The following is a 24885-nucleotide window of genomic DNA, read 5'->3' as shown; positions in this document are numbered from 1 at the left end:
CTATTCTACACCAGGGAACCAGCCAGGAGTATTAACGATTATATTCCAAAGTGGGTCCGGGATGACAAGTCGCGCTTGGCCATTGAGGTCTATTTTCTGTTCAATCTCGGATTCTTGTCCTTCTTTTATTTTCTCAACCCAATCTGGATCGATAATCAGTTGGCGTCCTACTGCTACTAACGGAACACCCGTATTCAATACTTTTAAGGCATCATCTGCAGTTTGAATGGCACCTACTCCAATTACAGGTACTCTATTAGCTGCTTTTTCTTGTACTAACTCAAGGCGTGACTTCTTGCTTTCTACCCCACGCCGTGGTTTTGAATCAAATTCCATTAATGAAATATGAAGGTAATCAAGTTCCTTGTCAGCTAATGTATCGACTAATTCAAGTGTATCTGCCATTGTAATTCCTGGTGTGGTTGGTTCTTCTGGAGAAAAGCGATAACCAATAATAAAAGGATCTTTCGCATGCAGATCAACTATCCTTTTTACCTCACCTACAATTGCTAAAGGGAATGCCATTCGATTTTTTAAACTGCCCCCCCAACGATCTTCACGACGGTTCGAGTGTGGAGAGAAAAACTGTTGAACCAAATAGCCATTCGCCCCATGTATCTCTACCCCATCAAAGCCCGCTTCTATTGCACGGCGAGTCGTTTCTCCGAAAGCTTTGATGATTTCTTCCACTTCTTCTTCATGTAAAGCCGTAGGAACATGACCTGTACCACCATCTTCAAGTTCTGCAGCAATGGCACTAGCACTGACAGTCTCACCCTCAGGTACTAATTCGGGAGGGCACATACGACCTCCATGAAAAATTTGCAGTACTGCCTTTGCTCCTTGTTCTTTTATAGCAGTTGCTAACTTATGAAAGCTTGGAATGACCTCGTCAGAGTCACCTGCGAATTCCCCGGGAAACCCCTTGCCGTTTGCTGTAACATATGTACATGCTGTTATTACCATGCCGACTCCTTTAGAACGACGACTATAATAATTCACTTCATCATCTGAAACTGTACCGTCTAAATTTGCTGAGAAGGTGGTCATAGGAGCTAAGACAATGCGATTTTTTAACTGATGGCCCCTTCTGAAATCGATTGCACTGAATAATTCACTGTATTTTGGTTTCATATAAATTTCCTCCAATTAAAGCTTTGTCTACTTATAACTCGCTCTTAAGATTTTGGTCATAAGTAAATGCTATATTAGGCTTCCCTTAAGCGATTAGTCAAATAAACTGCTTGAGTAATCTTTGTAGCACTTAGGCGACTACAGATTCCAATCATGCATCCTGTTCTCGCCAGTCCTTTTTGTAGAGCAAGAGAAACAGGAGCCTTGGCTTTTGGAGAGAGCTTTGTTCAAGTTGACCCTTTTTGGATTGATATCTATAGATTGAGTGGTCTTTTTGACGTGAATGAGCAGGTAAGAATATTAACCAATCTTCAATCAGCTTTAGAGAGTCAACCATCGCCTGGATATAATAGAGTAATCATCGCTCATAGTTTTCCACCAGGGGTTGGATTAGGACGGATTCCAAATATGGGGACGGTCGTGGTCAAACCAAATGGACAGGGGAATGGTTTTGAAGTAGTTGCACAAATAGCATTAGAGAATTTAATTAGTGAACTTGGGTGAAAAGGATACGACTATAAAATTAAAAGCATCGAAAGGCTACTGAAATAAGTTGAACTACACCTTATTCGTAGCCTTTCTTAATTGTTTATTCAGAAGTGATTATAAGGAGCTTCTCTAAAGGGGACAACTCCTCCTTTGTCTACAAAAAACACTTATTGTATGTTTCACTTCTAAATCTCAATAGCTCCACCATTAACACGTCTATAGCCACGTACCTTTGATAACTCTTCAACAAAATTTAGAGCAGCTTTATCCTTTCCTTTTGCTTCTATCATTATGTCAGCAGACTTGTTATAAGATTTTAATGCTTTAATAAAAGGAAGAGCGAAATCTAAGTCTACATACTCGGCATGTGCTCTAAAATCTTTATCGGATTTTGGTGAGGAGAGATGAAACTTTGGTGGATAATTTGTCGCCTCCCACGTCGCGAAAATTCTCGGCAGCATGTCTGCCAGTTCTTCCTTTCCAGGGTTAGCCCAATGGTGATGATAATCAAATACGAATGGGAGTGAATGATACTCGCAAACATGTAGGGTTTCTTTTGCTGTATAAGTTTTATCATCGTTTTCAAGCGTTATTTGCGTTCTAACTGGCTTCTCTAGTTTGCTGAAATTATTATGAAAGCGATTAATCGCAGCTTCTTTATCACCATAAGCTCCTCCGACATGGATATTCATCGTTGCATCTTCGTTGATTCCCATTAATGAAAGCATCTCGTAATGATACTTCAGATCGGTTATCGCATTTTCTGTTATATGCTCTTTTGGACTTGTAAATAATGTGAATTGATTAGGGTGGAAGCTAACACGCAAAGCGAAACGTTTAACCAATTCTCCTATCTCTTTAAAAGTAGATTTAAAAGGAGTTACATAATCCCATTTTACCTCTGGATGGGTAGCAAGAGGCACAATAGATGAAGACATTCGATAAATGGAAATTCCGTGAGCGATATTGTAATAGAGTGCGCGAAGTGTGTTTTTTAAGTTTTGCTCTGTTGCATAATACAGTTTTTCCTTACGTTGATCAAAATTCAACTTTTTCCAGTTTGTAAAAGTTAAAGTGCGTGAAGGGGAGGCTTCCCACAAGCTTAGAGCTGTTGATACATATCCGAACCTAAGAATCATTGTGTCATTCCACCTTATATCATTAAAGATATCCTTTAGTATGAACGATCGATGGAAGTTCATGAAAAGAATATTTGTGTTTCTTGATAGACAAGAAAAGAATAACAATGTATTCGTTCTATTCAGTTATAATATCCACTGTTGGTATATCGGCAGGTGCCCACTCAAGGTCTTTTAGTTTGTCTTTTGAGAGCCATTGAATTTTACGATGTTCTTTTGCGACAGGTACTCCCGATTTATACAAGCACCAATACGTATATAAAAGCACTTCTACATCATCATAACGGTGTGAAACCTCTGTGATTTTATCTTTGACATAGATATCAACACCTAACTCCTCATGAATTTCCCGAGTTAAAGCTTTTTGGTGACTTTCTCCAGTTTCTACTTTGCCACCAGGAAATTCCCAGTAATTAGCTTGGCTCATTGTTGGTGAACGTAAAGCGCATAATATTCGGTTTTGTTTATCTAGGATAACAGCTCCTACTACTGTTACTTTTTGCATAGGTAAGACCACTCCTTTTTAGGGTAGAGACGATAAATTATGGTCTCCCTCTAAACGAAATACGTTTATTTTTTGTTGTTTTTTCCTTTGAATTTTATAAGCACAAAGATTATTATAGGCTACTTTTAAAGACGATATTTGCATCTACAAAAAATGTTGGAAGAGGGATTTGCTATCTCTTTCTATTAAAGAGTGTATAATTACAGTTGATATTTAAAGAAAATATGGAATAATGGAAATAAGTTAAATAGTAAAATAATAGTTTGGGGGAATCACTTTGTCAACAATTAACTCAGCCATTGTCGTAGGTGGTGGTATTGGAGGGCTTGTTACTGCTTTGAAACTTCACCGCGTTGGTGTGTCAGTGCGTGTGTTTGAGAGTGTGGAAACAGTTAGAGAACTTGGAGTGGGGATTAATTTGCTTCCTCATGCTGTTAGAATTCTAACAGAACTAGGATTAGCAGAAGAACTAGAGAATACCGGAATTCCTACTGCAGAACTTATTTACTATAGTAAATACGGTCAAAAAATATGGCAGGAACCTAGGGGAATAAATGCTGGTTACCATTGGCCACAATATTCAATCCACCGAGGGAAGTTACAGATGCTGTTATTAAAGGCAGTAAAGGAGCAAGTGGGAGAAGAATCCGTATATACGGGACATCATCTAGCTGGATTCGAAACAGTTGGAGATACAGTCTTTGCTCATTTTGAAAATCGAAAAACAGGTGAACGCATTGGTACCTATAATGCTGACATCATGATTGCAGCAGACGGGATTCATTCAATGGTGCGAAAATTTTATTACCCTAATGAAGGATTACCGAAATTTAGTGGCAGAATTTTGTGGCGAGGGATTACTGAGACGGATCCATTTCTAACAGGTAGAACGATGATTATGTCTGGTTATCAAGATCAGAAGTTTGTTGCTTATCCCGTAAGTCCAGAGTCAGCAAAAAGAGGGCGTTCACTTGTGAATTGGATTGCTGAATTGACTGTCGGTGATGAAATGCCTTCGCGTGCTGATTGGAATAGTAAAATTGATAAGCAAAAATTTGCACCAGCTTTTTCTAACTGGGACTTTGGTTGGTTGAATGTTCCTAAATTGATTGAGGAAACAGATGTAGTCTATGAATTTCCGATGGTTGATCGTGATCCACTTACGAAATGGACGTTTGGCAGAGTAACATTACTAGGGGATGCAGCACACCCAATGTATCCAATTGGATCAAATGGTGCATCACAAGCGATATTAGATGCCGATGCATTAGGAGAAGCGATACTCGAGCAATCGCATGCAGAAACAGCCTTGAAAGTTTATGAAAAGGCACGGTTAGCACCAACGGCGAATATTGTTATGACCAACCGAAAAAATGGTCCAGAGGTAGTGATGCAAATTGTTGAGGAGCGTGCACCAAATGGATTTGAACAGCTACATGATGTCATTAGCAAGCAGGAGTTACAGGATATTGCAAATAAATACAAACAGATAGCTGGATTTGATAAAAAAAGTCTTAATGCAAAAGTGGGAGTAGGGAAGTAATGGTCGAACATATTGTTTTATTGAAATTTTCATCAGAAACGACTGGACTGCAAAAAGAGGAATTAATTCGCAAAACTTATGCATTAAAAGAGGAAATTCCAGGAATTATTGATCTGCAACAAGGGCTTAATTTCTCAGAGCGTAGTAAAGGATATGATGTTGGGTTGACGGTTCGCTTTAAGGATCGGGAAGCGTTAAACAACTATTTGCCACATCCGAAGCATCAAGAGATCATTGCTTATGTAAAAGAAATTGGAGTAGAAGACACAGTGATTGTTGATTTTGATATTAAATAAATAACTTTTTTACGGTCGTGCTTTAAAACTCTAAAGCGACTACTCTTGAAAGTGTTGAATTAATTTTTTCTAGTACCTTCCATTTATTAGTGGTAAGGTACTTTTTTTGCATAAGACTCTCCTTTAATCGCATTATTACCTTTTTGGATTGTAGTGAAGCATAAGTTATTTTCCTTGTTATGTCTTACAATCATTGCTGATTTTTAATGTCATATTGTTAATTATCTCCTTTTTCTAAAAAAAAAGGGTTGTATCAAAAAACAATTAGTGGTAACATACTATTTAATTTACTGTATAACACATTTTGGGTATTACAAGAATTAGTATGACATATTTAGGTTTGGTAAACATTATAAAACACTATTAAAAAAGGGGATGAACTTTAGTAGATAGATTTATAAATATAGAGCGAAACATTATTTGTTTCAATGATTAATAGAAGACAGAAGTCAAAAAATAGAATGAAGACTCCAGTGCTAGTATTCATTATTTTTTCTGAATTGAGCTACATATTATAAGGCTGCGACTAAAAAATACTGTTCATGTAACATCGAACACACATCGGAAAAGGGGAATCGGTTGTGAATCAGGAGGAGATTGTCTATGTCGTTTCCGATTCAGTTGGGGAAACGGCTGAGCTAATGGTAAGAGCTGTTGCATCACAATTCAATGGTGGAAAAGTTGAAATTCAACATGTTTCTTACGTAGAGGATATTCAAGATCTTAATAATGTCATAGCTGCTTCAAAATATAGCAATTCTATCATTGCTTATACACTTGTGATTCCGTCTTTAAAGAAATATCTAGACGAGAAGGCGAGAGAAGAAGGGATTATTGCAATAGATTTAATGGACCCATTAATGAAAGCGTTTTCGACAAAGTTCAACAAAGATCCCAAAAGACAACCAAGGCTAATGAGGAAATTAGATGCGAACTATTTTCGGAAAGTAGAAGCGGTTGAATTTGCCGTGAAGTATGATGATGGGCAGGATATACGTGGGATAAAACGTGCCGATATTGTACTAATTGGTGTTTCTAGAACGTCGAAGACACCTCTATCTATGTATTTGGCTCATAAGAGATTTAAAGTAGCTAACGTTCCTTTAGTGCCAGAGGTATCACCACCTGATGAACTTTTTGAAATTTCTAAAAACAAGTGTGTAGGTTTAGTGATAACACCAGACAAATTAAATGAAATCCGTAAGGAACGACTTAAGAATCTAGGGTTATCAGTTGCGAAATACGCTGATTTAGATAGGATTTTAGAGGAGTTAGAATATTCCGAGAAAATTATGAAGCGGATAGGTTGTCCAATCATAAATGTTTCGAATAAAGCAGTAGAAGAGACCGCCGATTTAATCTTGGCTATGCTAAAAAAGAGAGGGGTATAAAAATCATGAATAAATTTGTTTATATGTTTGATCAGGGAAGTGGCGATAAAAAAGAACTCTTGGGAGGAAAAGGAGCAAATTTGGCAGAGATGACTCGAATTGGCTTGCCTGTTCCTTATGGTTTTACGATTTCAACGGAAGCTTGTAATGCTTATTATGATGCAGAGAAATCAATATCTCCAGAAATTAAATCACAAGTATTAGAAGCGCTTACTACTCTTGAAGAACAAACAGGTAAAAGATTAGGAGATCCAGAGAATCCACTTCTTGTTTCCGTTCGCTCAGGCGCTGTACATTCAATGCCAGGAATGATGGACACAGTGTTAAACCTTGGAATGAATGATGATACGGTTGAAGGAATGGCAAAGCTGACGGACAATCCACGGTTTGCTTATGACTCCTATCGTAGATTCATTCAAATGTTTAGTGATGTCGTTTTGAAAGTAGATGGCTTTTATTTTGAGCAATTACTAGAAGAGATCAGGGAAAAGAAGGGGTATCAAACAGATCCTGAAATGTCTGCAGAAGATTGGCAAGAGGTGATTAAGGGCTATAAAGAAATTGTGAAAAGTCATACAAAAAGAACGTTCCCTGAAGATCCAAAGGAGCAGCTATTTCTCTCGGTTAGCGCTGTATTTGATTCTTGGAATAATCAGCGTGCTATTGTTTATCGTCGCCTTCAAAAAATTCCGGGCCATCTCGGAACAGCTGTTAATATTCAAAGTATGGTCTTTGGTAATATGGGTGATGATTCTGGTACGGGAGTTGCATTTACGCGTAACCCTTCTACGGGTGAATCTAAACTTTATGGAGAGTATTTGATCAATGCGCAAGGGGAAGATGTTGTTGCTGGAATTCGCACACCACAGCCTATCCTGACTCTGAAAAATGAAATGCCAGAGGTGTATCAGCAGTTTGTAGATACTTGTCAATTACTTGAAAACCATTATCAAGACATGCAGGATATAGAATTCACTGTTGAGCGTGGTAATTTGTTCATTCTTCAAACGAGAACGGGAAAAAGAACTGCTCAAGCAGCAATCAAAATAGCAGTTGGCCTAGTCGAAGAACAAATTATTGATAAAAAAGAGGCGATTTTGCGAGTTGATCCTGAACATTTAAATCAATTGCTGCACCGGAGAATTGATGATAATGCTGAGCGTTCCTCTTTAGCGAAGGGCCTTCCAGCTTCACCAGGAGCAGCAACAGGTCAAGTTGTATTTGATGCTGATGTAGCAGAAAGGTTAGCAAAGGATGATAAGAAAGTTATCCTTGTACGTCCCGAAACGACACCTGATGATATTCATGGAATTGTTGCAGCTGAAGCAACGGTTACGAGTCGTGGAGGAATGACAAGTCATGCGGCAGTTGTGGCTAGAGGAATGGGGAAAGCTTGTATATGTGGCTGTGAAGCTTTAAAAATTGATTTGAAAGGGAAACAATTTAGAGTAGAAAATACAGTCGTGAACGAGGGAGAAATCATTACGATCGACGGTTCAACTGGTGAAATCTTCTTAGGTGAAATTGAGATGATTGAACCACAGCTCTCTGATGAGTTTCAATTGCTACTTAGCTGGGCAGATGAAGAAAGGAAATTGGGTGTTAGAGCCAATGCTGATAATCCAGAGGATGCGAAAAAAGCTTTTGAATTCGGTGCAGGTGGGATTGGGCTATGCCGTACAGAGCATATGTTTATGGATGCAGCTCGTATCCCGATTGTACAGGAGATGATTCTTGCTGACACTTACGAGCAACGTGAAGTTGCATTGAGTAAACTTTTACCAATGCAACAAGGCGATTTTGAGGGGATTTTTGAAGCAATGCAAGGTTATCCTGTTACGATACGTTTATTAGATCCCCCGCTACATGAGTTTTTACCGGATAAAGAAGAACTTCTTGTTGAAGTGACCAAATTACAAATGACTAATCCAAGCTCTGAACAATTGAAAGAAAAGGAACAACTGTTACGAAAAGTACGTCAGTTAGACGAATTTAATCCAATGCTCGGTCACCGTGGTTGCCGACTAGGGATGATTTATCCAGAGATATACATTATGCAGGCAAAAGCAATTTTTTACGCGATTGCTAATGTATTGAGAAAAGGCATTGACGTTAAACCAGAAATTATGATTCCTTTAGTCGGCCATGTAAATGAATTAAAACAAATGCGTCAACTAGTCATTAATGCTGGTCAACAGGTGAAAGAAGAAACTGGAGAAAATTTCAATTACCTTATTGGTACGATGATTGAAGTTCCAAGAGCTGCATTAACAGCTGATGAAATCGCACAAGAAGCAGACTTTTTCTCTTTTGGAACCAACGATTTAACACAAACAACGTTTGGATATAGTCGTGATGATGCTGAAGGCAAGTTCCTTCAAGCCTATATTGAAAACAAAGTGCTTCCAGAAAATCCATTTGCTACACTAGACCAAGATGGCGTAGGCAAACTAGTAGAAACAGGTGTGAAACTTGGTAGAAATACAAAACCAGAATTAAAAACAGGCATTTGTGGCGAACATGGTGGAGAAAAACAATCAATTCTATTCTGTCATGAAGTAGGCTTAGATTATGTAAGTTGCTCTCCGTACCGGGTTCCACTAGCGCGTCTTGCAGCTGCACAAGCTACAATTATACATGAACAAAAAAGCTCAACACCTAAACTTCAAACACAACAATAAAAATGCAGAAGCTGCCTTAATTGGGGCAGCTTTTTTTGTGCTTCTTTAGAACAATTCTAAGGAATAACGTTCGATTTTTTTCCTAATGATAAGTTTTCCTTTCATACCATGCATGAAGAAAAAAGAATAACAAATGGCAAAAAGCGAAAAAGTAAACAGACGAGGAGTGTATGTGTTATGAGATCATTGTATGAGAAGTTGATGAGGAAAACGTTAGAAGTTAGAAATGAGAATGATGTAAAAGCAAATGATAAAGAGGGACAAGAAAGAAATGAGTTTATCACGAAAGAGGCGATTGAACAGGAGTATGAGAACGTTGCTGATTTTACCAAAATGGAAATTGAGTTAAGTGATGAACGAGTCCAATTATATTTTTTGCAATCAATTATCGATGCATCGGTATTTCAGAAACATCTCCTCGTTCCTTTAAGTAAGTTAAAAGTCGACCAAGAGGTGAAAGAGGCCCTTCCTAATGCAGAGACAGTTGTTGAAAATGAGCTTACTCAACTTATTAGCGATATTAGCAATGGTTTTACAGTCCTATTTTTTGATAATAAGAAACTAATATTTAAGGTGGATACGTTTGGTCCTCCACAACGAGCTGTCTCAACATCTGATTCAGAGACGAACATGCTGGGACCAAAAGATGCGTTCACTGAATCATTACAAACAAACATTTCGCTTATTAAAAGAAGGATTAAAAGTCCTAAGCTAAAATCAAAAGAGTTTGAAATCGGTACTGAAACAAGAACAAATGTAACATTCATGTATCTTGATGGGATAGCCAATGAAGAAAACATTGAACAAGTAGATAAAAGGTTAAAGGATATTGACATAGATGGAGTGCTCTCAACGAGTGTCTTAAAGCAAATGATAGAGGATCAACCATTTTCATTGTTTCCTGTTTATTTATCTTCAGAAAAACCTGATGTCGCAATGTCTGCTTTGTTGGATGGCAGAATTGTAATATTGATGGACAATTCGCCAGAGGTAGTTATATGTCCAAGTACATTTGTTAACCTCTTTAATGCAACAGATGATTTCTACACACGATGGACGGTTGCAAATATGGTTAGATTAATTCGTTTTGTTGGTTTTTTTATTACGATATTATTAACTTCGACATATGTTTCTGTCTTGACGTTCCATCCGGAAATGCTACCACCTCATTTGTTGAACTTGCTATCAGAGTCTCGTTCTCAAGTTCCTTTTCCACCTGTTATTGAAGTAATCGGTATAGAACTTGTTATTGAAGTTCTAAGGGAAGCGGGGGCTCGAATGCCAACAAAGGTTGGTTCGACGATTGGTATCGTTGGAGGGATTGTTATTGGAACCGCAGCTGTTGAAGCAGGGCTTGTTAGTAATATTTTAATCGTAATTGTAGCAATCAGTGCACTAGTTTCTTTTTTACCTTCTAGCTTTGCAATGAGTAGTGCAATTAGGTTCATTCGATACTTTTTCATTGTTAGTGCTGGATTTTTAGGAATGTATGGACAGTTTTTAGTTTTAGCTTGGATGATTATTCATTTGACGAATTTAACATCCTTAGGGACACCCTATTTTGCTCCAGTCATTCCACGAAAATGGACGGATTATTTACGAGATGTCTTTAGAGTTCCTTACTTTCTTATTAATGTTCGTACGGGAGCATCACGAGCTAAAAAATTTCTCATTCGTCCGTATGGAGATGATTAGATGGATAAAGGAAGAATGCAAAAGTTAAACAATTATCACGTTCTATTTCTGGTTCAAAATGTGATGATTTCGATGAACTTTATCAGACTCCCACATGTCATACACGAAGCAGGTCATGATATGTGGATGATTCCTCTTGTTATGGGAATTATTGTTCAACTATTTTTGATACCGATGTTTTTGCTGTGTAAGAAATTTCCAAATGATACGTTGTTCACTATTAATAAGAAGATATTGGGGAAGATAATTGGTACGGTACTAAATGTACTGGTCGTTAGTTATGTGCTTATAGGTGTAACTAGTATCGTCGATAGTTTTATCCAAGTCATTCAAACTGTTGCATTGGCGAGAGTGAATAAACTTTTATTGTTCGCGCCTTTAATATTATTGGGATTATATATATTATCGGGTGGAATTAAAACTGTCGCGAGAATGTGTATTATCGCTTTTTTTATGACCATTTGGATGATTTATTTTCTAAAATGGACCTTTGATTTAGATAAAATAACAGCAATGATTCCATTGTTTGAAGTTGGAGCAAGAAATTTTTTTCAATCTTTATGGCTGGGATTTGAATCAATGCTAGGGTTTGAGATTATCTTATTTATTTACCCATATATTATGAACAAGCGAGAAGCATTTAGAAGTGCTTCGATCGGACTTTGGTTAACGGTCTTTTTATATGCACTAGTTAGTTTGTCCTGTGTGATATATTTTTCAAAATGGCAGTTAGCCAATATCCGTTACCCTATATTAAATATTTTTCGAGCAGTTGAATTCTCATTTATTGAAAGAATTGAAAATCTAGGAATAAATTTATGGGTTGTTTTAATTCTTTCAACAATCAGTGCTTATTTATGGGTTGCAAAAAGGGGAATCTCAGATATGTGTAAGGGGCGAAATCAATCATGGCAAGCTTATTTAGTGGTAACAATTGTTACAGTCCTGTTTTTTTCACCAATAGATAGCATAATCCGAGAAATGTTATACGATTGGAATCGATATTTTGGATTTGGGTTTGCATTATTATTGCCTTCCTTTTTGTTGATTATAAACAAGTTGAAGGGAGGGAGACACTTTGAAAGCTAATTGGTTTTACGTGATTTTCATTATGATCATAGCCACCGTAAGTGGATGTGGAGAAGAGGGCATGCAGCAGTTGTCGATTGAAAACTACGGGTTAGTCGGCGTTATTGGCTATGATCTAGAAGAGGATACTAAAAACTATAAAGTAACTGTCGCGCTCCCTCAGCCCAATCCAGAAGCGGAGGAGTTGACGCAGACGTATACGGTTTCGGATGAAATAGCATATGAAGCAATATTAGAAATTGCTAGAAAAACAGATCAAGCTTTAGACTTCTCTCAATTGAGGGTGATATTATTCTCAGAAGCATTAGTTCGAGAAAGAGGAAACAGAGAAATAATGGAACGACTATATCGCGATCCAAATATTGGGGCGAATGTTTATATTGGTATTACAAAAGGAGAGACAGAGGAAATTATTAAAGGAGAGTACAAAGACAAACCTCAAGTTATTATTTATTTGCATAAATTAATGGAGCCTCATCTTGAAGCGACTTTTCGTCCGTTTACAAGCATACATGATTTTATCTTTGAGTCAACGGATCAAACAACAGACCCTAAGGTGCCTTACCTAGAAAAAGTTGGTGATTCAGTTGATATTTCCCATGTTGCTTTGTTTAACGATGATAAAATGGTCGGCTTGTTAACGCCAGATGAGAGTAAATACATGCAGGCTATGTCTAGGATGAAACGTTTGCCAACCATTGGGTTTAACGTTCCGGAAGAAACAGGTGAGGAGCCATATGTTGCCTTAGATTTAATCAATTCAAGGAGTGAGATTAAATCAAATGGTGATTTAAAGAACCCTAAAATTCAAATCCAATTAAGTTTAGATGGGATGTTAATGAAATATACAGGAAGACAAAATACAGAAAAAGCGAGATCACGAAAAGTTGTAGAGGATGCCATTGCAAAACGAGTAGAAGAGGAATGTAGGAAGGTAATTGAAAAACTCCAAGAGCTAAAAGTTGATCCAATCAGGTTTTCAGAAGCATTCAGAAGCAGAACGAGGGGAGATTGGTCAAAAGAAGAGTGGATGAACAGGATATACCCTGAAACAATGTTTGAGGTGGATGTTCATGTAGAAATTAGTTCTACTGGAACATTGGAATAAGCTCGGATTAGCAAACCTGATTTCCGATTTTTAACAAAGGAAAATTTATACCAAAAGATGTTAATCTGTACAACAAGTTGGGCATACTTTAGGTAAAAGAATCCGAAGTGAGGAGGGGCATACCTTGAAAGTGCCAACAAAGCCATGGACATTGTTGTATAAAATCTATCGCCAAGTAATACCGGACGCACATCAGTATTTAAATGAGTGGAGGAAGATGGCAAATAAGATCCCTAATGACGAATTACGAGAACAAGCGTTAGCAAGTTTGAAAGACAAGGCTTTTCACTGTGAGGGTGGAGCGGTTTATGGACTATTAGCTCGGGAAAATTGTCAGAAAGTTATTCGTTTTATCGTAGCTTATCAAACGATAAGTGATTACCTTGATAATTTATGTGATAGAAGTACTTCTTTAGAGGAAAAAGACTTTAGGGCGCTACATCAATCTATGCATCATGCCTTGAGTCCAAGCGCAGAGCCGGTAAATTATTATCGATATCGAGATGATCAAGATGATGGAGGATATTTGGTGGCCCTTGTGAGAACATGCCAAGAGGTTCTCAGTGAGCTGCCCGGCTTCAAAAATGTGCAAGATGCAATGCATCAATTAGCAGGATATTATTGTGACTTGCAGGTTTTCAAACATGTGGAAATACACAAACGTGAGGAGTTATTAGAGGAGTGGTTTGAACGACATAAACATGAGGTACCTCCTATGACATGGTATGAATTTTCTGCGTGTGCAGGTTCAACCTTAGGCATTTTTTGTTTTGCTGCTTATGCGTCTAAAGGTACGATGACAAAACAACAAGCGTCTGTTCTTAAAAATGGCTATTTCCCTTGGGTTCAAGGCCTTCATATTTTACTCGATTATTTTATCGACCAAGAGGAAGACTTGGAGGCAGACGACCTAAATTTCGTTTTTTATTATGATACGAAAGAAAAAATGGTAGATAGAATCAGGCACATAAGAGAAAAAGCAGAGGAAAGTATTCAAAGTCTCCCTGATTGGAAATTTCATCGTTTAATTAATAAAGGATTAATTGCAATTTATTTAGCTGATGAGAAAGTACAAGCGCATAAGGAAATTAAAAAAACAGCCAAACAATTTATTCGTTTTGGAGGATTGCCGACTGTATTTTTTTACGTTAACAGCTGGGTGTATCGTAGAGCTTAATGGAACTGTAGCTTTAGTATATGAAAATATAACAGACTAATCTTTACAAAGATGGTGTACCTAAAAATTTGGTACACCATCTTCTTTATCTTCATATACTGTATTATTTGTACTCGATCAAACATTCATTTGATTATTTGATTGACAATTATTTGTACTACTACATATAATTTAATCAAATGATCATTTGATTAAAGGTGTGTAGAATATGAGTCAAAAAGTTAAGAAAAGCCAAGATGTATGTGAAATTTTTTGTTTCGATGAGACAAAAGTGAACCGTGTTACCTCACTACTACAAGAGGAGAATCTAACTCCCGTTGCAAATATTTTCAAGGCTTTATCAGATGAAACAAGATTGAAGATTGCTTACGCGTTACTGCAAGAAGATGAGCTATGTGTATGTGATGTAGCTAATATTATTGGCGCGTCAATGGCAACGGTCTCACATCATTTGCGCCACCTTCGTAATTTGGGGATAGCAAAAAGTAGAAAGGAGGGAAAGCTAGTTTTCTATTCTTTAGACGATGATCATGTGAGAATGATTGTAACAACAGCAATTGTTCATGGAAATGAGGTGAATGATCGTGCGTGAAGAAAAAGTAATAGAGAACGACAAAAAAGTTTATCGTGTTGAAGGATTTACTTGAGCAAGCTGTGCAAATACGTTCGAGCAGAACGTAAAACACCTGGATGGTGTTCGGGAGGCAAAAGTAAATTTTGGTGCTTCAAAACTAACCGTTTATGGCGAAACAACGATAAAAAGGTTAGAAGAGGCTGGTGCATTTGAAGGCTTGAAACTCGTGCCTGAGAATCAAGAAATTCAATTTCAAGTAAAGAAAGAACCGTTTATAAAGAAATATTTTAACGTTATAATGGCAACCATCTTTGTATTGATTGGATACATTACTCAATTGATGTATGGAGAAGGCCATGTTATCTCAGTTTTCTTTTTTGTTGCGTCCATTCTAATTGGTGGTTATTCACTATTTAAAGTTGGTCTTAATAACTTGATCCGTCTGAAATTCGACATGAAAACATTGATGACTGTAGCGATCATCGGTGCAGCCATAATTGGAGAATGGACAGAAGGTGCGATTGTTGTAATCCTATTTGCGATTAGTGAGGCTCTTGAGCGATTCTCGATGGATAAAGCCAGACAGTCCATACGCTCCTTGATGGACATCGCACCAAAAGAAGCGTTAATTCGTAGAAATGGTCAAGAGATGACAGTGAATGTTAATAATATAAAAATTGGCGACATCATGATAGTTAAGCCTGGACAAAAAATCGCAATGGATGGAGTAGTTAGAAAAGGATACTCCGCTGTGAATCAGGCTGCGATTACAGGTGAATCTGTACCAGTTGAAAAAAGAGAAGAAGATGAAATTTTTGCCGGTACCTTAAATGAAGAAGGGTTGTTAGAAGTTGAGGTAACAAAACACGTAGAGGATACAACGATTGCAAAAATCATTCATCTTGTTGAGGAAGCACAAGGGGAACGTGCTCCTTCTCAAGCTTTCATAGACAAATTTGCAAAGTATTATACACCAGCAATCATGGTTGTCGCTCTATTAGTCGCGATTTCCCCCCCTATATTATTTCAAGGAAGTTGGGAAGCGTGGATTTATCAAGGATTAGCCGTTCTTGTAGTAGGTTGTCCTTGTGCTCTTGTCATTTCAACACCGGTTTCGATCGTGACAGCGATAGGCAATGCAGCTAAAAATGGAGTTCTTGTTAAAGGTGGTATTTATTTAGAAGAAGCTGGGGCATTAAAAGCAGTTGCTTTTGATAAAACTGGAACATTAACAATTGGAAAGCCAGCTGTCACAGACTATATTTTGTACGGGGAGAAAACCAATAAGCTAGAACTGCTATCTATTATTGCTGCTATGGAATATCGTTCTCAACATCCTCTGGCTTCAGCTGTTATCAAAAAGGCTAAACAAGAAAATGTTTCATTTACCGAAATTGCAGTTGAGGAATTTGCCTCGATTACGGGTAAAGGGATCAAAGGAACTATTAATCAGACAGACTATTACATTGGCAGCCCTTCGCTGTTTAGCGAGTTAGTAGAAGGCAATTTATCTTCGCAAGTCGAAATAGATATCAAAGCACTTCAAGAACATGGGAAAACAACTATGATTGTTGGGACAGCATACGAGGTTTTAGCTGTCATTGCTGTGGCTGATGAAGTAAGAGAAACGAGTAAAGAAGTCATTAGAAAGTTACATGAGTTAGGGATTAAAAAAACAATTATGCTTACTGGTGATAATAAAAAAACAGCTGCTGCAATTGGCAATTATGTTGGAGTGACTGATGTGAAGGCAGAACTCATGCCAGCAGATAAACTCGAATCTATCAAACAACTCCGTTCTGATTATAAGAACGTTGCGATGGTTGGAGATGGCGTAAATGATGCACCGGCTTTAGCTGCCTCTACTGTTGGAATTGCAATGGGGGGAGTTGGAACAGATACTGCATTAGAAACTGCAGATGTTGCATTAATGGGAGATGATTTAACAAAACTACCATATACAGTTAAATTAAGCCGAAAAGCGTTGAATATTATTAAACAAAACATCGCCTTCTCTATAGGTATTAAACTATTAGCTTTATTGTTAGTGATCCCAGGTTGGTTAACACTTTGGATTGCTATTTTAGCAGATATGGGAGCAACTCTCCTCGTAACATTAAATGGGTTACGTCTATTGAAGGTAAAAGATAAATAATGTTAATAAAAGAGTAGGAGGATCCTGCTCTTTTTACAATTTTGTTTATAAGTTGCAATTTAATTAATGGTTTCATTAACAACTTTTTTAGTTTTACGTTGTAGTTATGAGAGTGGAGGAAACTGTAAAATCTAATAAGTATTAAAATACCATCTCAATGACGGAAAGGAAGAGTATATTTGATATGAGTGTTAACTGGGAAACAAATATTACGCAACTTGTTCACTACCTGAAAACATCTTCACAAACAGTTATTCTTACTGGGGCTGGAATGTCAACGGAAAGTGGAGTGCCAGACTTTCGATCAAAGTCAGGATGGTGGGAAGACATTGACCCACGTAGTGTTGCTACAATTGAGGCTTTGGAGAATGAGTACGACGTTTTTCATGATTTTTACAGCATGCGAATAAAAGCTCTCTCTCAACTAAAACCCAATAAAGGACATCGCATTTTAACAGAGTGGCATAAAATTGGCTTGATACAATCAATCGCCACCCAAAATGTCGATAACTTCCATCAACTTGCCGGATCTGCTAACGTCCAAACTCTACATGGATCGATTCGATCATTTCGCTGTCATGATTGTGGAGCTGATTCGAGTGAACATGCCTTTCTTAAAAAGGAGCGATGTTCGAAATGTGAAGGGAAGCTTCGACCAGAAGTGGTCTTATTTGGGGAAATGCTACCGGTAGATGCTTGGGAAAAAGCATTACATAATATTTCTAGAGCAGAGCTTGTTGTTGTAATTGGAACAAGCTTAGAAGTATATCCAGTAAATCAACTACCAACAATGACAAACGCCATCACTGTCTTGATAAATTTAGATAAGATCGAAGGAAATGATTACTTTGATTTAACGATTCATGGAAAGGCTACGGAAGTGTTGGAGAGAGTAGATGAATTACTGAATATAGATTAGTGTGCAAAGCAGTGGCGAGTTCCCCTCATTATATCTCTCAAACAAATTTTCGCTTGAACAACTTCTTCAAGACGATAATCAGCGAAAAAGGCAGATATACCGATCTGATTTCGTTTTCATACGATTTGTTTTCGTTTTCATCGAAAATGTTGCCGGTTCCATGAACATTGAGAATGAAGATAAAATATTTCATAATATAGTCACAAATAATAAAAAGGAAAGTGATCATCTATGCTGAAAAAAGTTGTTGAGTCTTTTAAAGAAGGATTTGAACTTTACGCAATTGCGTATAGTAAAATTGAAGCAAAAGGTAAAATAAAATAAAAGAAGAAACAAAGATGTATCTGGTCGAAGCCATAAACGTAAGGGTGATTCTATGAATGTAATCCAAGTAATACAAAGTGACCCACTCACCGATTCTCATTTCTAAATAGAGAATCGGTTTTTTGTTTGTAGTAGCCATTATTTACCGAAAAATGAAAGCATGGTATGGTAATGAAAATAAAGATTACGAATCAAGTCAATTATAATAGGAGGGGTATATTAGTGGAGATAGGTGTAAGCACATTTGTAGAAACAACTCCGGATGTAAACACGGGTGAAGTAGTAAGTCATGCACAGCGATTACGAGAAGTGGTGGAAGAGATTGTCCTAGCAGATCAAGTAGGGTTAGATGTCTTTGGTGTGGGAGAGCATCATCGTAAAGATTTTGCAGCCTCAAATCCAGCGATTGTTTTGGCAGCAGCTGCGTCACAAACAAAACAAATACGTTTGACGAGTGCAGTAACGGTTCTTTCTTCAGCCGATCCTGTACGTGTTTTTCAAGACTTTGCCTCGCTCGATGGTATTTCAAATGGGCGTGCTGAAATTATGGCAGGGCGGGGTTCCTTTATTGAGTCATTCCCGTTATTTGGGTATGATCTTCGTGATTATGATGAATTATTTGAGGAGAAACTCGACTTGTTATTAAAAATAAGGGATTCAAAGAAAGTGACTTGGACGGGAAAACATCGTCCGGCAATTCATGATTTAGGTGTGTATCCACGTCCGATTCAGGAACCTTTACCAGTTTGGATTGGCAGTGGTGGTAACTCTGAATCAGTCGTTCGGGCAGGGCTACTTGGCTTGCCACTCGTACTTGCGATTATTGGAGGCCATCCATTGCAATTTGCGGCGCTTGTAAAGCTATATAAGAAGGCGGTTCTTCATGCAGGACATGACATTTCCAAATTAGCAGTGGCATCACACTCACATGGATTTATTGCAGAGGATGCTGAACTTGCAGCTGATAAATTTTTTCCGTCAACGCAGCAAGTGATGAACAAATTAGGACAAGAACGTGGATGGCCTCCTTATGATCGAACTAGCTTCGATGAGGCTCGCAGTTTTGAAGGGGCGTTGTATGTAGGTGATTCAGACACGGTTGCAGAGAAAATCATTCACTTAAGAAAAAATGTAGGGATTACACGTTTTATGTTGCACGTACCTGTCGGCTCGATGCCACACGATGATGTAATGAGAGCGATTGAACTATTAGGAAAAGAAGTTGCACCAAAGGTTCGAAATGAGATAGCTAAGTGGGAAGCTGAAGATAAAGACAAGTAGGCTATTGTCATAAACCATAGTTATGTCTAAGTATACAGTAGAAAATAAAATCAAGTGTGTAGAAGCGTTTAATCATAGTTATTAAAGCTGACTTGGACTGGACATTATGAGCAATGGAATGCTGAAGGTGAGACTAAGGAAAAGTTAAAGCAGAGCTTTTTTATAAAAGAGACTCTGCTTTATGTATGCACGATAGAAAACAGATGCAAAGACAGGAGCCGTTTATTAATATACATATCCTAAACTATTTGATAATTCTTTTGCTGTTTTTAATAATTCTATTGTTAAATCAGAATCGGGCGATATATCTATAACGCTCGATAGACCAACTACGCTAAGAGCGGCCACTAATTTGTTGTTTTGGTCAAAAACTGGAGCTGATACCGCAGCAATTCCAGGAATATACGTTGTAGTATATGCATAACCTGCATCTTTTACAGAAGTTATCATGTTAGTGACATCGGCTGGATCAATATCTAAATGGCTAATTTCTTTCTCTATAAAGCTTCTCGTTTTCTCTACGTCGAAATAAGCAGCAAAGATGTTTCCACTAGCACTAGTAATTAAAGGAGCAGATGAACCTACTTTTACATTTACATTAATTGGCTTTTTACTTTCTTCCCAACTAATAAAAATGGGTCCCACACTATCAACCCAAATGGCTAAAGAGACGGTTTCATCTACTAAAACATTTAATCGTTTAATATATGGCAAAGCTTTTAAGCGAATATCGACTTTTTCTAATCCTCTTAAACCAATTAATGCTAGTTCACTTCCTAAAGAATAGCGTAAGTCTTCACTTTTTTCTAAAAATCCAATTCTACATAAACTAATTAAATATCGATATAGCTGGCTTTTTGGCATGTCGCATAATTTTGAGATCTCTGTAATCGTTAATGGATCACTTGCATTCGATATTACTTTAATTATTTGAAATCCAGATTCAATCGATTGGATTCCTTTTTTCTTTGACTCTTCCACTATATTTTCCCTCCTTGCATATATAAGACTGTTAAAACCAACTTTATCATATAGTTAAACATAGGTAAACAAAACATATCTTTGTTTAACAAAAGTTAGCGAAAAGTATTTTATTGTTGCCGAGGGAATATTTCGAAAAGTAAAAAAACAGAATTGACGTTTCGAGACTCGCTCTATATACTTTGATTAACAACATATAGTTAACTATGATAACTATTGTCAAAATAACATACTGTGGTTGGCTTCGAGATGAAAAGACGCAAGTTTATTTGTGGATGAAACAGAGACCATGATCCGACGTCATATTGTAATTAGGGGGAGAGAAAAATGAAGCTAATTAAAAGAGATATAAATTTTGATAATGCTTATTTACTCCTCATTTTCGCAACCTTTTTTTGGGGAAGCAATTTTGTGCTGGGGCAGCAAATTGTAGAGGTAGTTCCCCCTTTTCTTCTCACACTGTTTCGATGGATAGTAGGATTTGTCATTCTTACTGCTATTGTAAAGATGGATTGGGTTCCATATTTTGATGTAATGAAAAAGAATAAATTACGATTATTTATTCTTGCGTTGACTGGAATCGTTGGATTTAATTGTTTCATATATATAGCAACTCAACATACATCCTCTATCAATGCTTCTTTAATCAATTCATTGACACCCATTTTACTTGTGCTATTTGCTTCTTGGTTTCTAAAGGAACATTCCATATGGGTCCATTATATAGGTACAGTTATATCATTAGTGGGTGTTCTTTGGATTGTTTTGGATGGTCAGCTAACAAGATTACTAACATTATCGTTTAATGTTGGTGATGTATATATTATTATGGCTGTTTTATCTTGGTCTACATATTCGCTCTTGTTAAAGAAGTGGGGAGCTTTCTTACCACCAAGGATCTCGTTGCTTACTACGATTGCAATTGGAATTGTAATTTTACTTCCTTTTTCCATAGTAGAAGCATACATTTCTTCTTTCTCACTAACTCAAGTTTCATTAAGTGCTGTAGTAGGAGTTATATATTTAGGTATTTTCCCAAGTGTCATTTCATTTCTTTGTTGGAGTAAGGGAGTCATGCAAGTTGGCCCGGCAAGAGCTTCAAATTTTTATCATTTAGTAGTTTTATTTACGATTCTTTTAGCTGTTCTTGTAGGTGAGAGCTATACTTTTGTTCAATTTGTTGGAACGGTGCTTATTTTGATAGGGGTTTTGTTGTCGACAAACGCTAATATGATTCAGACATTTTTGAAAGAGTCAAAAAAGGTGGATCGGAGTGTTTCATAGCTTTTGCTTTAAAGGCAAAACAAAAAATAATGTCTTTTCCAAGAAAAGACATTATTTTATTATTAAATCCAAATAATTTAATTTGATAAATGAACTATTAAAATAGTGAGAAAATTATGTTTCTAATCCCTTTTCATCTTTAAATTCGAAATTTTAGTTAGATCAGGAATTCCAGAAAGTGCAAGGGACACTTCTGTTTCTTGAATAAATCGTTCAAGTACTTTTTCTACCCCTGGTTGCCCAAATGCAGCTAGACCGTATAGAAATGGTCTTCCAATTAAAATCCCGTCTGCACCTAAAGCTAAAGCTTTGACTGCATCGATTCCTCGTCTGATACCACTGTCTAATAATACAGGAATCTTGCCATTGATAGCTTCCACGATAGTAGGTAATGCATCAATGGACGCAATAACCCCATCAAGTTGGCGACCACCGTGATTTGAGACAATAATTCCATCAACCCCGTATGTCATCGCTAATTTTGCATCATCAGGATGTAGTATTCCTTTTAGTAAAACAGGTAAGTTTGTACGCTTTTTAATCTCAGCAATATTCTCCCAGGTTAGGGAAGGGTGTTGGATATTTTCTAAAATCCCCTTTATGATAGTGTCTGGATCTTGGTTAGGCAAGGAATTCATGAAGACAGGGTCGTTTAAATAATTCCCTTTGCCAAATCCTTGTGATAATGGGGAGAGCTTACTTCGGATGTCTCCTTCTCTCCAGCCGGCCATCACTGTATCAACGGTAATGACAATGGCTTCATAACCGGCTTTTTCTGCCCTTTCTACCATACTATAGGAGATGGCAGGGTGATGACTTGAAAAGTATAGTTGAAACCATTTAGGGCTGTTCGGAGCAGCCACTGATATTTCTTCTATCGAAAAGCTTGAGATGGTACTCACGATAAATGGTACGTTGAAAGTCGCTGCCGCTTTTGCCGTAGCAAGCTCCCCTTGTTCATTTGCAAGCAGATGCATTCCGATAGGAGCCAGGAAAAATGGAGTATCATAACGGCGACCGAAAAGAGTAATACCCATATTTACATTTGAAACATCGTTTAACATTCTCGGTACGATCGCCCATTTAGAAAAAGCTTCTGAATTTCTTTTTGCTGTTTCTTCTCTGCCAGCACCAGTGCTTGCGTAGCCGTAACCGGCGCGCATGTTTTCAGCTGCTTTTTGTTCCCATTCTTCAAAAGTTAGTGGGAAATCTGTTTCTTTGCTTATATTCATCATTAGCATATCGCGGTTTTCAATAGTCATTTTCAACTCCTACTTTCTACATATCATGTGGTTCTATAGCTGTGTGAAAAAAATTCATTCGTCTGATCGATTTTTTAGTAAAAACAGAGGATAGTTCCCTGTTTTTCTTATGTGTTAAGTGAACTGCTGCTCAGCAAATTCACGGTACAATGGGTGAGTATCGACTAATTCTCGATGGCTGCCCATTCCTGTTATTTGGCCTTTTTCGATGAACACAATTTTATCAGCATTAACTATGGTGGATAAGCGATGGGCAATGACGAAGGTTGTCCGACCTTCCATAAGTCGTGTTAAGGCTTTTTGTACAATTGCTTCAGATTGACTGTCTAGACTAGCTGTTGCTTCATCCATCATGAGAATCTTTGGATCCCGTAGAAAAGCACGAGCGATAGCAATTCTCTGTCTTTGACCTCCGGAGAGCTTAACGCCACGTTCGCCAACTTCTGTATCTAACTGTTGTGGAAACTCTTTAATAAATTGATCAGCGAAGGCCATTTTCGCCACTTTCCATAAGTGGCTATCTGATATATTTGTAGCATTTTTCAAGCCATAGCAAAGGTTTTCACGAATGGTCCCTGCCATCATCGGACTATCTTGAGAAACATATCCAATCTGACTTCGCCATGAATTCATTGATAACTCCCTTATAGGCGTAGTGCCAATCCGAATTTCACCAGAGGTAGGTTCATAAAAGCGCTCAAGCAAGCCAAACATTGTTGTTTTCCCTCCACCACTCGGGCCTGCGAACGCGAGCATATTCCCAGGTTTGACCTCAAAAGAGACATTTTTTAAAACTTGCTCTTCCTCACTATAGGCAAACGAAACATTATCAACTTGAATAGGCAGGTTGGTTATATCCATTGCCAGTCCTTGTTGTCCTTCCTCTACTTCGAGATTTAAAATTTCAATGATTCGTTCTGTTGCACCTTTTGCTTTTTGAAGCTGAGTAAAAAACATCGCAAAGGATGTTATAGGGAAAATGATTTGAAACAGATAAAGTAAAAAGGCAACGAGAGAGCCTGTAGTCATCGTACCCTCAGACACACGAATACCACCATAGCCGATAATAATTACAATGACCACCATTATGATAAGGTAAATCAATGGTCCAATGAGTGCAAAGATACGCGCTTCTTTTAGCCCGTACCCCAGTAATGCGCCGATCCCTTTCCTTCCTTTAGCTTCTTCAACATTCTCAGCATTGGAGGCTTTCATTAAGCGAATCTCGCTAAGTGTTTGTTGAATGTTCCCGGTAAATGACGCAGTTTCATCTTGAAGACCACGCGAGATTTTCGCCATTTTCCGTCCAAGTGGAAACATAATGAATGCAGTGATAGGAACGGCAATTATTAGGAGGAGTGTCATTTTCCAATCCATTATCGCTAAAATAGTAATCGCACCAATGATCGTAATAATACCTGTGATAAATTGAGGGAAATGTTGTGATATAAGATCTTTTACGATGCCAGTATCATTTACAACACGACTGACGGATTCGCCACTTGTTTTTTTATCGAAGTATTTTACAGGTAAGCGTAAAAGTTTGAACCACATTTGTTCACGTAATTTGGATACAATCTTCTGCCCTGTATATGCTAGTAAATAGGTTGAGAAACCATCTATCACAGCCTGTACGATAAAGACGACCCCAATTAGCCCGATTAAGAGCCAGTTTAAAGACCCTATAGCAAACCCATCTACCATTTCTCTTGCTAACAGTGGAATAGTAAGGCCGACAAGAGTCGTAATAAGACTTCCGATTAATCCAAAAGAAAGGGCTAGCTTAGGAATGTTTGTTGATAAAATGAGAGACAAAAATGGCTTAAGGTTGGTAGTTTGTTCTTTTTCCATTAGGTAA

At 37.6% G+C, this 24885-nt stretch carries 20 protein-coding genes; 14 read left to right on the top strand and 6 right to left on the bottom strand.

The genetic code is table 11. The features are described from left to right. Positions 1-1134 (bottom strand): NADH-dependent flavin oxidoreductase, encoded by a 1134-nt coding sequence (locus tag AC1FXZ_RS09655; protein ID WP_480052956.1) that lies wholly within the window; start codon positions 1132-1134, stop codon positions 1-3. A 204-nt stretch (positions 1135-1338) separates the two neighbouring features. Here AC1FXZ_RS09655 and AC1FXZ_RS09650 point away from each other — a divergent pair, with 204 nt between their 5' ends. Further along, positions 1339-1638, top strand: a complete 300-nt coding sequence (locus AC1FXZ_RS09650; protein WP_480052954.1) for a hypothetical protein — start codon at positions 1339-1341, stop codon at positions 1636-1638. 170 nt (positions 1639-1808) lie between these two features. Here the strand turns inward: AC1FXZ_RS09650 and uvsE are convergent, their stop codons facing one another. Continuing rightward, positions 1809-2762: a UV DNA damage repair endonuclease UvsE gene (gene uvsE / locus AC1FXZ_RS09645; RefSeq protein WP_480052952.1), complete on the bottom strand. Its 954-nt coding sequence runs from the start codon at positions 2760-2762 to the stop codon at positions 1809-1811. A 118-nt stretch (positions 2763-2880) separates the two neighbouring features. Beyond that, on the bottom strand, positions 2881-3267 hold the full coding sequence (locus AC1FXZ_RS09640; RefSeq protein WP_480052949.1) for a (deoxy)nucleoside triphosphate pyrophosphohydrolase: 387 nt from the start codon (positions 3265-3267) through the stop codon (positions 2881-2883). A 277-nt stretch (positions 3268-3544) separates the two neighbouring features. Here AC1FXZ_RS09640 and AC1FXZ_RS09635 point away from each other — a divergent pair, with 277 nt between their 5' ends. From AC1FXZ_RS09635 to AC1FXZ_RS09580, 12 genes are all read left to right on the top strand, one after another. Further along, complete coding sequence (locus AC1FXZ_RS09635) at positions 3545-4810, top strand: flavin-dependent oxidoreductase (RefSeq protein WP_480052947.1); 1266 nt, start codon at positions 3545-3547, stop codon at positions 4808-4810. Next, complete coding sequence (locus AC1FXZ_RS09630) at positions 4810-5106, top strand: Dabb family protein (protein WP_480052945.1); 297 nt, start codon at positions 4810-4812, stop codon at positions 5104-5106. The genes AC1FXZ_RS09635 and AC1FXZ_RS09630 overlap by 1 nt, the downstream gene beginning before the upstream one ends. Before the next feature lie 581 nt (positions 5107-5687). Beyond that, on the top strand, positions 5688-6497 hold the full coding sequence (locus AC1FXZ_RS09625; RefSeq protein WP_480052943.1) for a pyruvate, water dikinase regulatory protein: 810 nt from the start codon (positions 5688-5690) through the stop codon (positions 6495-6497). Between the two features lie 5 nt (positions 6498-6502). Beyond that, positions 6503-9178, top strand: coding sequence for a pyruvate, phosphate dikinase (gene ppdK / locus AC1FXZ_RS09620; RefSeq protein ID WP_480052941.1), 2676 nt, complete (start codon positions 6503-6505; stop codon positions 9176-9178). Positions 9179-9355: 177 nt separating this feature from the next. Continuing rightward, entirely contained in the window at positions 9356-10873 is a 1518-nt protein-coding gene (locus AC1FXZ_RS09615; protein ID WP_480052939.1) for a spore germination protein, read from the top strand. Further along, complete coding sequence (locus AC1FXZ_RS09610; RefSeq protein WP_480052937.1) at positions 10874-11962, top strand: GerAB/ArcD/ProY family transporter; 1089 nt, start codon at positions 10874-10876, stop codon at positions 11960-11962. It abuts the gene before it with no gap. Further along, complete coding sequence (locus AC1FXZ_RS09605; RefSeq protein ID WP_480052935.1) at positions 11952-13070, top strand: Ger(x)C family spore germination protein; 1119 nt, start codon at positions 11952-11954, stop codon at positions 13068-13070. Before AC1FXZ_RS09610 ends, AC1FXZ_RS09605 begins: the two co-directional genes overlap by 11 nt. A 124-nt stretch (positions 13071-13194) precedes the next feature. Beyond that, entirely contained in the window at positions 13195-14247 is a 1053-nt protein-coding gene (locus AC1FXZ_RS09600; RefSeq protein ID WP_480052933.1) for a tetraprenyl-beta-curcumene synthase family protein, read from the top strand. A gap of 208 nt (positions 14248-14455) precedes the next feature. Continuing rightward, entirely contained in the window at positions 14456-14839 is a 384-nt protein-coding gene (locus tag AC1FXZ_RS09595) for an ArsR/SmtB family transcription factor (protein WP_480052931.1), read from the top strand. Beyond that, positions 14826-16976, top strand: a complete 2151-nt coding sequence (locus AC1FXZ_RS09590; RefSeq protein WP_480052929.1) for a heavy metal translocating P-type ATPase — start codon at positions 14826-14828, stop codon at positions 16974-16976. Before AC1FXZ_RS09595 ends, AC1FXZ_RS09590 begins: the two co-directional genes overlap by 14 nt. 184 nt (positions 16977-17160) lie before the next feature. After that, positions 17161-17895 carry an SIR2 family NAD-dependent protein deacylase gene (locus AC1FXZ_RS09585; RefSeq protein ID WP_480052927.1) on the top strand — a complete coding sequence of 245 codons (735 nt, stop codon included), beginning with the start codon at positions 17161-17163 and terminating at the stop codon, positions 17893-17895. Between the two features lie 546 nt (positions 17896-18441). After that, complete coding sequence (locus tag AC1FXZ_RS09580) at positions 18442-19500, top strand: LLM class flavin-dependent oxidoreductase (protein ID WP_480052925.1); 1059 nt, start codon at positions 18442-18444, stop codon at positions 19498-19500. A 225-nt stretch (positions 19501-19725) separates the two neighbouring features. Here AC1FXZ_RS09580 and AC1FXZ_RS09575 read toward each other — a convergent pair whose 3' ends face one another. Beyond that, the gene (locus tag AC1FXZ_RS09575; protein WP_480052923.1) at positions 19726-20481 is read right to left on the bottom strand and encodes an IclR family transcriptional regulator; all 756 of its coding nucleotides are present in this window, start codon (positions 20479-20481) and stop codon (positions 19726-19728) included. 327 nt (positions 20482-20808) lie between these two features. Here AC1FXZ_RS09575 and AC1FXZ_RS09570 point away from each other — a divergent pair, with 327 nt between their 5' ends. After that, positions 20809-21765 (top strand): DMT family transporter, encoded by a 957-nt coding sequence (locus AC1FXZ_RS09570; RefSeq protein WP_480052921.1) that lies wholly within the window; start codon positions 20809-20811, stop codon positions 21763-21765. Positions 21766-21887: 122 nt separating this feature from the next. Here the strand turns inward: AC1FXZ_RS09570 and AC1FXZ_RS09565 are convergent, their stop codons facing one another. Beyond that, positions 21888-23027 carry an alpha-hydroxy acid oxidase gene (locus AC1FXZ_RS09565; protein WP_480052919.1) on the bottom strand — a complete coding sequence of 380 codons (1140 nt, stop codon included), beginning with the start codon at positions 23025-23027 and terminating at the stop codon, positions 21888-21890. A gap of 114 nt (positions 23028-23141) precedes the next feature. Further along, positions 23142-24878 carry an ABC transporter ATP-binding protein gene (locus tag AC1FXZ_RS09560; protein ID WP_480052917.1) on the bottom strand — a complete coding sequence of 579 codons (1737 nt, stop codon included), beginning with the start codon at positions 24876-24878 and terminating at the stop codon, positions 23142-23144. Between the last annotated feature and the right edge of the window lie 7 nt (positions 24879-24885).

It is taken from the genome of Halalkalibacter sp. HAAS-P014 (genome assembly GCF_056619965.1).
Note: the sequence above shows the minus strand (reverse complement) of the source record. Positions and strands in the feature narration are given on the sequence as shown.